Source organism: Arthrobacter sp. V1I7, assembly GCF_030817015.1.
GTDB lineage: Bacteria > Actinomycetota > Actinomycetes > Actinomycetales > Micrococcaceae > Arthrobacter.
In genome coordinates, this window is the sequence record NZ_JAUSYS010000001.1 from 20,375 (window position 1) to 33,946 (window position 13,572).

Annotated in this window: 10 protein-coding genes; 3 read left to right on the forward strand and 7 right to left on the reverse strand. The window is 67.4% G+C overall.

What is annotated here, in order from left to right; genetic code table 11:
* Positions 1-8: 8 nt before the first annotated feature.
* The 5 genes from QFZ69_RS00065 to QFZ69_RS00085 form a co-directional block, all read right to left on the reverse strand.
* On the reverse strand, positions 9-1,124 hold the full coding sequence (locus tag QFZ69_RS00065; RefSeq protein WP_306914679.1) for a DUF1524 domain-containing protein: 1,116 nt from the start codon (positions 1,122-1,124) through the stop codon (positions 9-11).
* A 114-nt stretch (positions 1,125-1,238) separates the two neighbouring features.
* A complete protein-coding gene (locus QFZ69_RS00070) occupies positions 1,239-2,369 on the reverse strand; it encodes an FAD-dependent oxidoreductase (protein ID WP_306914681.1) in 1,131 nt (376 codons plus the stop codon).
* Positions 2,370-2,435: 66 nt separating this feature from the next.
* Complete coding sequence (locus QFZ69_RS00075) at positions 2,436-3,362, reverse strand: AEC family transporter (RefSeq protein WP_306914683.1); 927 nt, start codon at positions 3,360-3,362, stop codon at positions 2,436-2,438.
* Positions 3,363-3,481: 119 nt separating this feature from the next.
* Positions 3,482-3,913 carry an aspartate 1-decarboxylase gene (gene panD / locus QFZ69_RS00080; protein WP_306914684.1) on the reverse strand — a complete coding sequence of 144 codons (432 nt, stop codon included), beginning with the start codon at positions 3,911-3,913 and terminating at the stop codon, positions 3,482-3,484.
* A gap of 58 nt (positions 3,914-3,971) precedes the next feature.
* Complete coding sequence (locus QFZ69_RS00085) at positions 3,972-4,895, reverse strand: LysR substrate-binding domain-containing protein (protein ID WP_306914686.1); 924 nt, start codon at positions 4,893-4,895, stop codon at positions 3,972-3,974.
* Between the two features lie 140 nt (positions 4,896-5,035).
* On the opposite strand from QFZ69_RS00085, the gene QFZ69_RS00090 reads away from it, so the two are divergent.
* The gene (locus tag QFZ69_RS00090) at positions 5,036-6,499 is read left to right on the forward strand and encodes an amino acid permease (protein WP_306914688.1); all 1,464 of its coding nucleotides are present in this window, start codon (positions 5,036-5,038) and stop codon (positions 6,497-6,499) included.
* A 357-nt stretch (positions 6,500-6,856) separates the two neighbouring features.
* Positions 6,857-10,387, forward strand: coding sequence for a bifunctional proline dehydrogenase/L-glutamate gamma-semialdehyde dehydrogenase (locus tag QFZ69_RS00095; protein WP_306999832.1), 3,531 nt, complete (start codon positions 6,857-6,859; stop codon positions 10,385-10,387).
* 102 nt (positions 10,388-10,489) lie between these two features.
* Here QFZ69_RS00095 and QFZ69_RS00100 read toward each other — a convergent pair whose 3' ends face one another.
* Both QFZ69_RS00100 and QFZ69_RS00105 read right to left on the reverse strand, forming a co-directional pair.
* A complete protein-coding gene (locus QFZ69_RS00100; protein ID WP_306914690.1) occupies positions 10,490-10,846 on the reverse strand; it encodes a hypothetical protein in 357 nt (118 codons plus the stop codon).
* Between the two features lie 227 nt (positions 10,847-11,073).
* Positions 11,074-11,928: a LysR substrate-binding domain-containing protein gene (locus tag QFZ69_RS00105; RefSeq protein ID WP_306914692.1), complete on the reverse strand. Its 855-nt coding sequence runs from the start codon at positions 11,926-11,928 to the stop codon at positions 11,074-11,076.
* 151 nt (positions 11,929-12,079) lie between these two features.
* On the opposite strand from QFZ69_RS00105, the gene QFZ69_RS00110 reads away from it, so the two are divergent.
* Positions 12,080-13,534 (forward strand): MFS transporter, encoded by a 1,455-nt coding sequence (locus tag QFZ69_RS00110; protein ID WP_306914694.1) that lies wholly within the window; start codon positions 12,080-12,082, stop codon positions 13,532-13,534.
* Positions 13,535-13,572 lie beyond the last annotated feature (38 nt).

The window sequence follows — 13,572 nt, forward strand, 5'->3', positions numbered from 1 at the left end:
AGAGGCCGCTACTCGCAGGCGACGCCGTCGCCGTCGCGGTCCAGCTTGCTGCTGTAGCCGGGCTGGCCCGCCCGGACTGGGGCAGCGCCCGCGGCGCGGACCGCGGCGCAATTCGCGAAGGAGACGGCGGATGGAGCAGCGGGCGCGGGAGGAACAGCGGGTGCCGGCGCGACAGGCACCGGCGGCGGGACAGCGGCCGGTGCCCGTTCCAGCGGCGCGGCGGCCGGCGGCGTGTCGTCGGCCGGGGGAGGTGGGGCCTGCTGATCTGTAGGGGCCAGCGCGCCGGGGCAGTCGCCAAGGACCCGGGCCATCGCATCGTGCTCAGGCTGGGTTACCCACAGGGAGTAGCTGGACTTCACCGAGATCTGGCGGGCCACGTATTCGCAGCGGAAAGCTCTGTTGGGCGGCAGCCAGGTGGCGGCGTCCCCGTCGCTTTTCTGTTGGTTGGCGGGGCCGTCGACCGCCAGGAGGTTCAGGGGATCGTTGGCGAAGGCCACGCGCTGGGCCAGGCTGAGCTGCTGGGCGCCCTTCTGCCAGGCGTCACTGAGGGCCACGACGTGGTCGATCTGCACGGCGGTGCTGGTGCTGTTGCCGCGGAGGAAGTTGATCAGGGCCGCCGTGTAGGGGTCGTTCAGAAGGCCGGACAGCACCACGCAATCCCGCGTATCGGGTTTGATGGCGAGGGCGGAGAGATCACGGCGAAGCATGTCATTACGGGTGTCACAACCGTTCCGGTCGACGTCGGCCCAGGCCTCGCCGAACTGATCCCGCGAGTACCCCGTCTTGGGGGCACGGCCCTTGACGGGCAGCGTTGCGAGCACGTCAAGGGCCTTGCTCGCATAGGCCGGCTGAGGGTGCGGGGCGTTGGTGCCGGCGACGTCGGCGCCCGCGGTGGAGTCCGGGTCCAGCGGGGCGTCACCGGAGGCCGCCGTCGTCGGCGTGCCCACGGCAGCCGCGGAATCGCCGGCGGCGGAGCTCCCGCCGGCGGCGGACGGCGTGGCACCCGGGCCGGCGCACGCAGTCGCGGAAACAAGCAGCACGCCGGCCAGACCGCGAACGATCCAGTCGACGGCGCCGAATCCACGGCGCGCAGGTTGTGGCCGGCGGCACGGAACGCTGTTCAATTTTCTCCCCAGTTCAAGCGTGTGCGGGCCGGACTCAACCCGCGTTCCAGCCTACCCGCGGGGACCGGAACAGGCGGCGCGACCACGCCGATCGCCTTCCGACGCGCGGGCCGATCAGCTCACTCGCGGCCTGGATGCCGAGAAGATGGCCGGCGCGCGGCCCTCGCCGGTCGCGAGGTCGGCAAGGATGCGCCCCACCACGGGCGTGAACTTGAACCCGTGGCCGGAGAAGCCGGCGCCGATCACGAGGGGGCCGATGCGGTCCAGCACGAAATTCTCATCCACCGTGGTCGTGTACGTGCAGCTGATGTCGGTGAGGGAGTCCGGGTCGACGCCCGGCAGCCAGCGGCGGGCGTAGTCCTGCAGGGCCGCCCGCTGCTGAAGCTCCGGCGCGAAGGACCTCCGGTCCGGGTCCACCACCGGCCCGACCCCGTGCCAGCCCGCCTTGATCCCCTCGCCGGGGGTCGGCATGCCGTAGACCGGCGAGTACCAACCTGCGAATTCCTCGCCGTGGCCGGGGGAATGGTTGAATCCGGGCCAGACGGCCCCGTCGTCCGCGACGGCGAAGTGCACAGGCTGTTCCTGGGTCACGGTCAGCCGGGGTAGTCCCGGTACGCCGGCGAGCAGCTTCGAGGTCCACCCTCCGGCGGTGACGATGGCCCGCCGGGCGGCAAGTGCTTCGGTGCGGCCGTCCACTTCGACCGTTAGCCGGACGCCGTCGTCGAGGATTTCCAGCTCCACGACCCTTGACCGGTGGCGTATGACGGCCCCGTTTCCGGCGGCGAGCCGCTGCAGGACCGGCAGGGCGACGTCGGGGTTCAGCTGCCCGCCGTCGGGCATGTGCAGCACCTGCCGGTCGAACCGGATGCCCCGCCAGCGCTCGACCGCTTCCGCCGCGGCCAGGAATTCAGCCCGTAGCCCGGCCGCAAGCAAGGCGGCCCGCACGTCGCCGAGCCGGGGATCGGTGCCATGGTTCACAACACCGGTGCGGGCGAGGAGCCGCTCCCCGCCGTCGGTTTCAAGCTCGTTCCAGAGCGCCACGCTCTCCGCCAGCATGGCTACATAGCGGGGTTCGGAGTACGCCGGATTGAGGTTCCGCGTGGCGCCGTGGGATGCGCCGTTGCGGTGCCCGGGCCCGAACTGTTCCAGCAGGGTCACGTCGCGGCCGCGCCGGGCCAGCGCCCACGCGGCGGCGGAGCCCATGGCCCCGCCTCCGATGACAACGGTGTCCAGGGTTGTTCTCAATGGTCCTCCAGAGGGTGCAGGGTGCGGGGTCGGGATGGAGCTGGCGGCCGTGCCGGCCGGCCGGTGTCACGCCAGGAGCAGGGCCACCCCGATCATGGCCGGCACGGCCACGACAGTCGTGATCAGCACGGTGTCCTTCGCGACCGTGATACCGGTCCGGTAGCGGCTGGCGGCGACAAAGACGTTCTGTGCCGTGGGCAGGGCGGATGTGACAACGGCGGCGAAGAGCGCCTGGCTGTCCAGGCCGAGTGCGAAGCGGGCAAACAAGTACGCCAGCAGGGGATGGACGATGAGTTTGAAACCACTGGCCAGGAGGGCGTCGAGGCGCCGACCTCCCGCGGCCTGCAGCGGCCGGGAGCCGTTGAGGCTCATGCCGAAGGCAAGCAGCATGGCCGGAATGGCGGCCCCGCCGATCAGATGGATCGGTTCCATCACCAGCGCCGGCACCTGCCACCCGGTCCCCGCCACGAGCAGGCCCAGGCCGGAACCCACGATCATGGGATTGCGCAGGATCATCAGCACGAATCCGAGCGCGGTGGTCCGGTGTGCGCTGGTGGTGGCGTCCAGGGCGATAAGGAAGATCGGGGTCAAGAACGCCAGCTGGAAAATCAGCAGCGGCGCCACGTAGCTGGCACTGCCGAGCACGTACACCGCGATGGGAATGCCCAGATTGGCGGAATTGGCCAGGGACGCGCTCATCGACGAAATCAGCGACTCCGGCAGGGGCCGCTTGAGCAGGAACCGCACGATCCCGAAGTAGATTCCCGCCGTCGCGACGGCACCCACCGCCGCCACCAGCAGCGGCGCGGCGAAGACGTCCTGGAGTTTTGCCTTACTGAGCGTTTCGAACAACAGTGCGGGGCTGGCGACGAAGAAGGTCAGCGCACTGAGCACGGAGCGGGCGTTCTCGCCGAGGATCCCGCGCCGGCCCACGAACATGCCCACCAGGATGATGCACCAGACCACGAAGAAGCCGGCAAGCACCCCTAGCACGCGGTGGTCCGGCGCGTCGGAGCCTGGGGATGGGTGGTGGTCACCTTCCCAGAGTAATCAGCTTTATTTACCCGGGGCGCCTGTTACGGCGAAAGCCAGTCGGTCTGCCCGGGGCGACATCAGTTCAGGTTGGCGTTGTTCAGCGCGTACGGCGGCCGCATCAGCCCCGGCGTGTGGCCGTCCTCCGCAGGATCGTTGCCGATCTGCACAATTTTGTTGTCTTTATCCACATGGACGACGCGCGGGGTATAGGCCTTGGCCTCTTCCGTGGTCATCTCGGCGTAGGTGATGAGGATGACGACGTCGTTCTCGTGCATGAGGTGCGCGGCCGCACCGTTGATTCCGATCACGCCGGAACCGCGCTCGCCGGCGATCGTGTAGGTCTCCAACCGCGCGCCGTTGGTGACGTCGACAATTGCCACGAGCTCGCCGGGGAGGATGTCGGCCGCCTCCAGCAGATCCAGGTCCACGGTGACGGAACCGACGTAGTGGAGGTCGGCATGCGTGACCGTGGCGCGGTGGATCTTGGACTTGAATATTGTGCGATTCATAACGGAACCAGTCTAGCGCCGGCGGGTTCTTCGCGCTGTGAGCCAAAACACCGGCAGCTCAGCCCGGCGCCGACACGGTTGCGGGGGAGATGGAGGCGGCAGTCTCGGCCAGGATTTCCCGCGTTGCCAGAATGGCGGGCCGTTTGGCACTCGAGCGACGCACCGAGGTGAAGACCGTCCGGTGCGGATCGCCGGGCAGGCGGATCAGCTGGGCCGTGGTTCCCCGCCCTGTCCAGACCAGATCAGGCATCAGGGCTACCGCATTGCCTGATTCGATCAGCCGGATCTGTGCCTGCAGGTCCGCCGTTTCGAAGCGGACGTCGGGTTCGAAGCCCGCGCTGCGGCACGCCTGTTCGGCCCAGTGGCGCGACGCCGCTCCCCGCGGCTCCATGACCCACGCCAGTCCGGCGGTGTCGCCGAGGGAGGTGATGGCCGGCCGGTCGGGCGACGGCGGCGGAACGGCGAGCCTGATCGCATCGCCCGTCAGCCGGATGCGGTCCAGTTCCTCGTACCGGGGCGCCGCGTGGCCGGGATACTGCTCGGCTATGACCAAGTCGAAGTCCCGCGCCCAGGTCTCATGGAGGGCGGTTTCTGGTTCGCGCTGCGTCATCTCGATCCGGACCTCCGGGTAGCTGGATGACATCCGGGTCAGTGCGTCGGGCATGAGGGCCAGGGCCGCCGACTGGAAGACGGCGATCCGCACGGTGCCGGTCACTGTGGTGAGGGACGCAGCCAGGTCCGCCTCAGCCTGCTCCAATGTCTCCAGCAATTGGGCCGTGTGCGCCACCAGCACTTCGGCCTGCGGAGTGAGCTGGACGCGGCGGCCGGTCTTCCGCAGAAGCTCAACCCCCGCCTCCTTTTCCAGCAGCGCCAGTTGCTGCGAGACCGACGACGGGCTGTACTGGAGCGCCCCGGCGACCTCTGCCAGCGTGCCGCGGATTTTCAGCTCGCGCAACAGGCGCAAACGTCGGACGTCGAGCATCGTGGTCCTTTGTGAATTCTAATGGTTATTGATTAGGAGAATTCACTTTATCTAATGCAATTGGGCTTGCATACTGTTGTCTTGAGTAACCCCCATCACAGGGTGGATTGATGGGCAACAGAGCTGAGCAGGAGACCCTGATGAGTGCACCAGATTTGACCAAGTCAGTCATGCGGAAGAAACCAATTGATGACATCGAGGTGGAAAACAAACACAGCGGACTGTTCAAGAGCCTTGGCCTCTGGCAGCTGACGGCGATCGGCGTCGGCGGCATTATCGGGGTCGGCATCTTCTCCCTCGCAGGCCTCGTGGCCCACGGCAGCGAAACGGAACCCGGCGTCGGTCCCGCGGTGCTGTTTTCCTTTCTGATTGCAGGACTGGCGTCCGCGGCGGCCGCTTTGTCCTATGCGGAATTTGCCGGCATGATCCCGCGTGCGGGGTCGGCCTACACCTACGGATACGTGGCCCTCGGCGAAGTCATTGGCTGGTTCATCGGCTGGGACCTGCTGCTGGAATACATTGCCATCGTTGCCGTGGTGGCGATCGGCATATCCGGCTACTTCGGCGCGTTCCTCTCCGGCATCGGGATCGACATGCCCCTCTGGATGGCCTCGACGGCGGACGAGGGCCGGGGCGGCATCGTCAACATTCCGGCCATTGTCGTCTGCCTGATCGTGACCTGGATCCTCTCCCGGGGCACCAAGACCTTCGGCCGCTTCGAGCTGGTGGCCGTGGCCATCAAGGTCGTCCTGATCCTGTTCATCATCGGCCTCGGGATTTTCTACATCAACGCCGACAACTACAACCCGTTCATGCCCAGCGGAATCGGCCCGGTCTTCGCGGGCGCCGCCACGGTGTTTTTCGCGGTGTTCGGCTATGACGCCATGAGCACGGCAGCCGAGGAAGCGACCGACGGCAAAAAGCACATGCCCAAGGCCATCCTCCTCTCCCTGGTCATCGCCATGCTCCTGTACGTGGCCGCCACCCTGGTGCTCACCGGCATGCAGAACTACCGGGACATCGACCCCACGGCCGGGTTCGCCTCCGCCTTCACCGGCGTGGGCCTGCCCGTCATCGCCACGATCATCTCCGTGTTCGCGGTGCTCTCCATCCTCACCGTGATGCTGACCTTCCTCCTCGGCGTAACCCGCGTCTGGTTCTCTATGAGCCGCGACGGCCTGCTCCCGGGTTGGTTCTCCAAGACGGACCGTCACGGTACGCCGCAGCGGGTCACCTGGATCGCCGGCATCGCCTCCGCGCTGCTGGCCGGCGTGTTCCCGATCAAGGCCGTGGCCGACCTGACCAACATCGGCATCCTGGCCGCATTCGTGGTCGTCTGTTTGGCGGTGATCGTCTTCCGATACAAGAAGCCCGATGCCCCGCGCACCTTCCGCCTGCCCTTGATGCCGCTGGTGCCTGCCTTCGGCGTCCTGTCCTCGGCGTTCCTGATGTTCCAGCTGCACTGGGAGACCTGGGCCCGCTTCGGCGTCTGGCTCGCGATCGGTCTGGCAATCTACTTCGGGTACGGCCGCAGGCACTCCCTGATGAACCCGGACAGCCCGCGGCACGAAGAGGCCGTGGAGATGCACCGCCCCGTCGGCTAGCTGGCGCGACGCTCCCTCACGTTCCGCGCCATTCGACCCGACGCTCCCTCACGTTCCGCGCCATTCGACGCGACGCTCCCTCTGCTTCAGGGCTTTGCTGACGAACCCTCCCTCACATCAGGTGAGGGAGGGTTCGTCGTTGTGGGGCAGGAGGTGAGGGAGGGTTCGTCGTTGTGGGGCAGGAGGTGAGGGAGGATCCGCAGTTTTGGGGCTGAAAGTGAGGGAGGATCGGAGGGGGATTAACCTTCGACTTTTCTAACCTGTATTGCTCAGAAAACATCGCTTTATCTTATGAAAATCCGGTCGCATACTGATTCTAAGAACGGTCCATATTTCGAGAAAGAACGAGAAGCCGCCATGACGAACATCTCAACGGAGTCCCGCGCGAACACCGGCAACACCGCCGGGCACGCCGCCGTTTCGGCAGGCTCCACGGTGCCGGAGGCCGCCGCCCTCGCGGAGGACACCATCGCGCTGGTCCGCCACTGGCTCACCGAAGCCGCCCAGGTCCCCGTTGATGCGTCGGCCGAGCAGCTCGCGGGGGTCCTGAAGGACCCCAATGGCCTCGACTTCACCGTCGGGTTCGTCGACGGCGTCGTCCGCCCCGAAGACCTGCAGGTCGCCGCCCGCAACCTGGCTGCCCTGGCCCCCAAGGTCCCGGCCTTCCTGCCCTGGTACATGCGCAGCGCCGTCCGCCTCGGCGGCACCATGGCCCCGGTCCTGCCGCAGGTGGTCATCCCGATCGCACGCCGTGTGCTCCGCGAGATGGTCGGCCACCTGATCGTCGACGCCACGGACGCCAGGCTGGGCCCTGCGATCGCCAAGATCCGCAAGGACGGCATCAAGCTGAACGTCAACCTCCTCGGCGAGGCGGTCCTCGGCGAACACGAGGCCTCCCGCCGGCTCGAGGGCACGCACACGCTGCTGTCCCGCCCCGACGTCGACTATGTCTCCATCAAGGTCTCCTCCACGGTCGCCCCGCACTCCGCCTGGGCCTTCGACGAGGCAGTCGAGCACGTCGTCGAGAAGCTCACCCCGCTCTTCACCCGCGCCGCCTCCTACGCGGCCCTCGGGCAGAGGACCAAGTTCATCAACCTGGACATGGAGGAATACAAGGATCTGGACATGACCATCGCGGTCTTCACCAGGATCCTGGACAAGCCGGAATTCAAGAACCTCGAGGCCGGTATCGTGCTGCAGGCCTACCTTCCGGACGCCCTCGCCGCCATGATCCACCTGCAGGACTGGGCCGCCGCCCGCCGCGCCCACGGCGGCGCCGCGATCAAGGTCCGCGTCGTCAAGGGCGCCAACCTGCCGATGGAGCAGGTCGAAGCCTCCCTGCATGACTGGCCGCTCGCCACCTGGGGCACCAAGCAGGATTCGGACACCAACTACAAGCGCGTTCTCAACTACTCGCTGCACCCGGACCGGATCGGCAACATCCGGATCGGCGTCGCCGGCCACAACCTCTTCGACATCGCCTTCGCCTGGCTGCTGGCCAAGCAGCGCGGCGTGGAATCCGGCATCGAGTTCGAGATGCTGCTCGGTATGGCCCAGGGCCAGGCCGAAGCCGTCAAGAAGGACGTCGGCTCGCTGCTGCTCTACACCCCGGTGGTCCACCCGGCCGAGTTCGACGTCGCGATCGCCTACCTGATCCGCCGGCTCGAGGAGGGCGCCAGCCAGGACAACTTCATGTCCGCGGTCTTCGAACTCGGGGGGAACTCCCCAGAAAGCAGAGCCCTGTTCGAGCGCGAGACGCAGCGCTTCCTCGCCTCCCTCGCCAAGCTCGACGACGCGGTGCCGGCGCCCAACCGCCGGCAGGACCGCAGCCTCCCGGCCGCGCCGATGCCGCACGACTCCTTCGAGAACACCCCGGACACCGACCCCTCGCTGCCGGCCAACCGCAGCTGGGGCCGTGCCATCCTGGAACGCGTCCCGGGCTCCACGCTGGGCAACGCCGCCGTCGAGGCAGCCACCATCAACGACGAGGAAACCCTCAACTCGGTGATCGAAACCGCTGTGGAAAAGGGCAAGGCCTGGGGCTCCCTCTCCGGCGCCGAGCGCGCCGAGATCCTGCACCGCGCCGGCGATGTGCTCGAATCCCGCCGCGCGGAGCTGCTCGAGGTCATGGCCAGCGAGACCGGCAAGACCATCGACCAGGGCGATCCCGAAGTCAGCGAAGCGGTTGACTTCGCGCACTACTACGCCGAGTCCGCCCGCAGGCTCGACGATGTCGACGGCGCAACATTTGTTCCCGCGAAGCTCACGGTCGTGACCCCGCCGTGGAACTTCCCGGTGGCCATCCCGGCCGGCTCCACCCTCGCGGCGCTTGCCGCCGGGTCCGCCGTCGTGATCAAGCCGGCCAAGCAGGCCCGCCGGAGCGGCGCCGTGATGATCGAGGCTCTCTGGGAGGCCGGCGTGCCCCGCGAGGTGCTCACCATGGTCCAGCTGGGCGAGCGTGAGCTTGGCCGGCAGCTGATTTCGCACCCCGCGGTGGACCGCGTCATCCTCACCGGCGGCTACGAGACGGCCGAGCTGTTCCGGTCCTTCCGCCAGGATCTTCCCCTCCTGGCCGAGACCAGCGGCAAGAACGCCATCATCGTCACTCCCAGCGCCGACCTGGACCTCGCGGCCAAGGACGTTGCGTACTCCGCGTTCGGCCATGCCGGCCAGAAGTGCTCCGCCGCCTCGCTCGTGATCCTGGTCGGCTCCGTGGCCAAATCCAAGCGTTTCCATAACCAGCTGATCGACGCCGTCACCTCGCTGAAGGTCGGCTACCCCGAAGATCCGGCCAGCCAGATGGGCCCGATCATCGAACCCGCGAACGGCAAGCTCCTCAACGCGCTCACCACGCTTGGTGAAGGCGAAAGCTGGGCCGTCGAACCGAAGAAGCTGGATGAAACCGGCAGGCTCTGGAGCCCCGGCGTCCGCTTTGGCGTGCGGCGCGGATCCTACTTCCACCTCACCGAATTCTTCGGCCCGGTGCTCGGCGTTATGACCGCGGAGACCCTGGAAGATGCGATCGCCTTCCAGAACCAGATCGACTATGGGCTCACCTCCGGCCTTCACTCGCTCAACGCGGAGGAGCTGGGTATGTGGCTGGACAACGTCCAGGCCGGCAACCTGTACGTCAACCGCGGCATCACCGGTGCCATCGTGCAGCGCCAGCCCTTCGGCGGCTGGAAGAAATCAGCAGTCGGCGCTGGCACCAAGGCCGGCGGGCCGAACTACCTCGTCGGCCTCGGTGACTGGACCAGCAAAGCCAGCTCCGCCGTCGCTGTCCCGGCGCACTCCGGCGTCCGCCGGATCGAGAACGCCTCCAAGGGCTTCCTGCCCGCCGACGAGCTGCAGCTACTGCAGCGCGCGCTTGCCTCTGACGCCGTGGCCTGGGCCGAGGAGTTCGGCACCTCCAAGGACGTCTCCGGGCTGACCGCCGAACGCAACATCTTCCGGTACCGGGCGCTGCCCGTGACGGTGCGCCTCTCCGAAGGGGAACCGCTCGTTCACCTGGTCAGGACTGTGGCTGCCGGCGTGCAGGCGGGCTCCACGCTGACGGTGTCCACCGCCGTCGAACTTCCCGTCCCGCTGCGCACTGTCCTGTCCGGTCTCGGCATCGCCGTCACCGTGGAGAACGACGCCGGGTGGCTGGGCTCCGCGGCCAAGCTCGCCGACGCGGCCAGGCTCTCCACCTCACGGATCCGGCTCATCGGCGGGGACCCCAAGGCCCTGGCCGAGGCGACCGGCGGGCGCCCGGACCTGTCGGTCTACTTCCACCCGGTCACCGAGGCCGGCCGCGTTGAGTTGCTGCCGTTCCTGCACGAACAGGCCATCAGCATCACGGCGCACCGCTTTGGCACCCCGAACCACATCTCGGACAGCCTGCTCTAGAGACGCCTGCCGGCAGAACGAAATGAGCCGGACGGCCACCCTCCAATGGTGGCCGTCCGGCTCAGGTCTTTAGACGGCTGGTTGACCGGACTTTGCCCGGCTTCAGCCGAAGTACCAGCCGGGCGGGACCCAGGAAGCCGGTACCGCGTGGGCGGAGAAGTCGTCGCAGCCGGAGCAGAAGTAGGTGACCTCACCGAGCCGGCTGACGGATCCGTCCCGATGGTGCGTGGCCGGCACAAAGGTCTCCAGGTAGATGAATTCGTCGGTACCGCAACGTTCGCAGTTGGGGCTACTGGCGTAGTCGGCATCCGCCAGGGAGACTGCGTGCGCGTCGCGGCGGCCTCGGCGCGGATGCTGGGCGGCGGCGCCACGGTGAATTGCCGGCGTCAGCGGACGCATCGGCTTCAACCCGACATCGGAAGCTGCGGTGGCATGGGGGCGGTTTATGGCTGGCGTCATTGTCGGCCTATCCCGAACGCTTCCGGTCTGGTTGCCGGACGGCAACACCGCGGGGGAGCGTTCGTTGTCGAGTCGGTGTCATAGGCCTTTTTTCTTGACCTTCAACGTTCTCAGGATAGGTCACGCGCTGCAGGTGATCAATGGCCCGCGTAAGTACACCCTCCAAGTAGCGGCAGCGCAGGTACCCCGAAGTCCAGCGTGGAGGGCGCCTGGCGGGCCGGCACGGGTCAGGCCGAACGCTTGAGCGTCCTCCCCGCAATGGCCTGGGTGAGGGCGTCAATTACCTCGGCATTGGCCAGTGGGTTGCGGATGAGCGTGAAGTCGACGTCGCCAACGGGCGGCAGGTCGAAGCGGCGGGTGATGATCTTCAGGTCGTCAGGGACCAGCGAGGACGGCATCACGGCGACGCCGATGCCCGCCCGGACGGCAGCGAGCACTCCGCTGATCTGGCGCGTGGTGCAGGTGATGCGCCAGGTCCGCCCGGTGGATTCGAGCGCGTCGATGGCAAGCTTCCGGCTGAGGCTGGGCGACGGGTAGGCGATCAGGGGCACAGGGTCGGCGGGGTCAAGGGCGGTCTGTTCCAGGCCCACCCAGGCGAAGGAATCCTGCTGCACCACGGTGCCGTCTTTGGCCCCGGCCACCCATTTGACGAAGACGAGGTCCAGTTGGCCTGCGTTGAGCCGCTTGTAGAGCTGGTCGCTTTGTCCCACCGTCAGTTCCAGGTTGATCTGCGGGTAGATCTGGCGGAACTCCCTGAGGATCCTCGGCAGCCCGGTGATCGCCAGATCATCCGCCGTGCCGAAGCGCAGCCGACCGCGCATGGCCGATCCGGAGAAGTAGCGCGCGGCGGCGTCGTGGGCGGAGAGGATGCTGCGGGCGAAGCCGGCCATCGCGTCGCCGTTGTCGGTCAGGCTCACATCGCGGGTGTCCCGCGCCACCAGGACCCGCTTCGCCGTGGCCTCGAGCTTGCGGACGTGCTGGCTCACGGTCGGCTGGGCCAGGCCCAGCCGTTCGGCAGCCTTGGTGAAGCTCAAGGTTTCGGCCACGGCCAGGAAAGAACGGAGCTGGGCAGGGTCAAACATGCAGCCTCCCGGGGCGCCGGCCGTCGCAGGCCATTGCGGTCTGTAATGCGAGTTATGCGGTCAATAACCTTCCGCAATCGATGCGGTCCAGCCTAGCGTTAACGCATCCCGCATCCCGCATCCCGCACCCCGCCTCCCAAAGGACTTTTCCGTGGCACCCCCTCCGCCCTTACCGGCCAGCCTGACTGACTTGCCCGACGCGACCACCCAGCCGATCGCCGTCGTCCAGGAGCGCCTGCCCTGGCGCCACACCTTCATTTCCCTGAAGGTCCGGAACTTCCGGATCTTCGCGATCGGTCACTTCATCGCGGTGGTAGCGCTGTGGATGCAGCGGATCGCCCAGGACTGGCTGGTGCTCCAGCTCTCCGGGTCCGTCACGGCCGTCGGGATCACCGTGGCGCTGCAGTTCCTGCCTTCGCTGTTCCTCGGACCGTGGGCCGGCATGATGGCCGACCGCTTCGCGAAACGCAGGATCCTGATGCTGTGCCAGTCGGTGGCCGCACTGCTCGCGGCAGTCCTTGCGGTCCTGGCCCTGACCCAGCGGATCGAAGTCTGGCACGTCTACGGGATTGCGCTGGCCCTCGGGTTCGTCACGGTGTTGGACCAGCCCGCGCGCCAGGTCTTCGTCAACGAGCTCGTCGGTCCGCGGTACTTGCGGAACGCCATCAGCGTGAACTCCACGACCTTCCAGCTGGGAGGGTTGATCGGCCCCGCGCTCGCCGGGGTGCTGCTCACTGCGGTGGGCGCCGGCTGGGCCTTCGCCGCGAACGCCGCAGCCTGCTGCTCCACCGTCGCCATGCTCCTGATCCTGCGGAAGGATGAACTGCAGATCAGCGCCCCCGTCCCCAAGCGGAAGGGCATGCTCCGGGAGGGGTTGCACTACGCACTGGGCAAGCCGACCATTTACTGGCCCTGGCTCACGGCCGGATTCATCGCGGTGTTCGCGATGAGCCTGCCAGTGCTGCTGGCCGCCTTCGCGGACCAGGTCTACGACGTCGGCGCCGGCGGCTACGGTTTGCTGAACGCGTTGGTGGCACTGGGTGCGTTGGCCGGGGCCGTCACCTCCGCCCGTCGGCGTGAGCTACGGCTTCGCTCGGTGATGCTGGGGGCAGGCATGTACGGACTCATGCTCTGCCTGTCCGCGCTGGCGCCGTCCCTGCTGTGGTTCGGTGCGGCCATGGTCCTCGCAGGTTTTTGGTGCCTGATGTTCCTGACCGCGGCCAACCAGCTGGTCCAGATCAGCGCGAACATGGCTATTCGCGGGCGGGTCATGAGCCTGTACATTATGGTGCTGATCGGTGGCCAGGCGATCGGCGGCCCGCTGATCGGCTGGCTGGCCGAGCATGTCGACCCGCACGCCGCCATCCTGGTATCCGGCGGCGTGCCGGCACTCGCGGCCGCGACGATCGCCGCCGTGCTGGCGCGGCGCGACCAGTTGATGCTCAAGGTTGATCTTAAGGACCGCCGCCGCCTGGTGAAGATCGTCCACAGGCAGGACGGTCATGGGCGGTACCCGGGTGACCGGCGGGCGGCCGCCACGCCCGGATCCCGGACACTCGCTCCTGTAGCGGAACCGAAGGTTCCTGACTTCGAAAGATACAGATAGCGACCTGACCGTCTTCGGCTCGGTGGCCCTGCCGGAAA

Coding starts and splice junctions, on each gene's coding strand:
- QFZ69_RS00105 (WP_306914692.1), bottom strand. CDS start 11,928: ATGTTTGACCCTGCCCAGCTCCGTTCTTTCCTGGCCGTGGCCGAAACC.
- panD (WP_306914684.1), bottom strand. CDS start 3,913: ATGAATCGCACAATATTCAAGTCCAAGATCCACCGCGCCACGGTCACG.
- QFZ69_RS00100 (WP_306914690.1), bottom strand. CDS start 10,846: ATGACGCCAGCCATAAACCGCCCCCATGCCACCGCAGCTTCCGATGTC.
- QFZ69_RS00095 (WP_306999832.1), top strand. CDS start 6,857: ATGACGAACATCTCAACGGAGTCCCGCGCGAACACCGGCAACACCGCC.
- QFZ69_RS00085 (WP_306914686.1), bottom strand. CDS start 4,895: ATGCTCGACGTCCGACGTTTGCGCCTGTTGCGCGAGCTGAAAATCCGC.
- QFZ69_RS00090 (WP_306914688.1), top strand. CDS start 5,036: ATGAGTGCACCAGATTTGACCAAGTCAGTCATGCGGAAGAAACCAATT.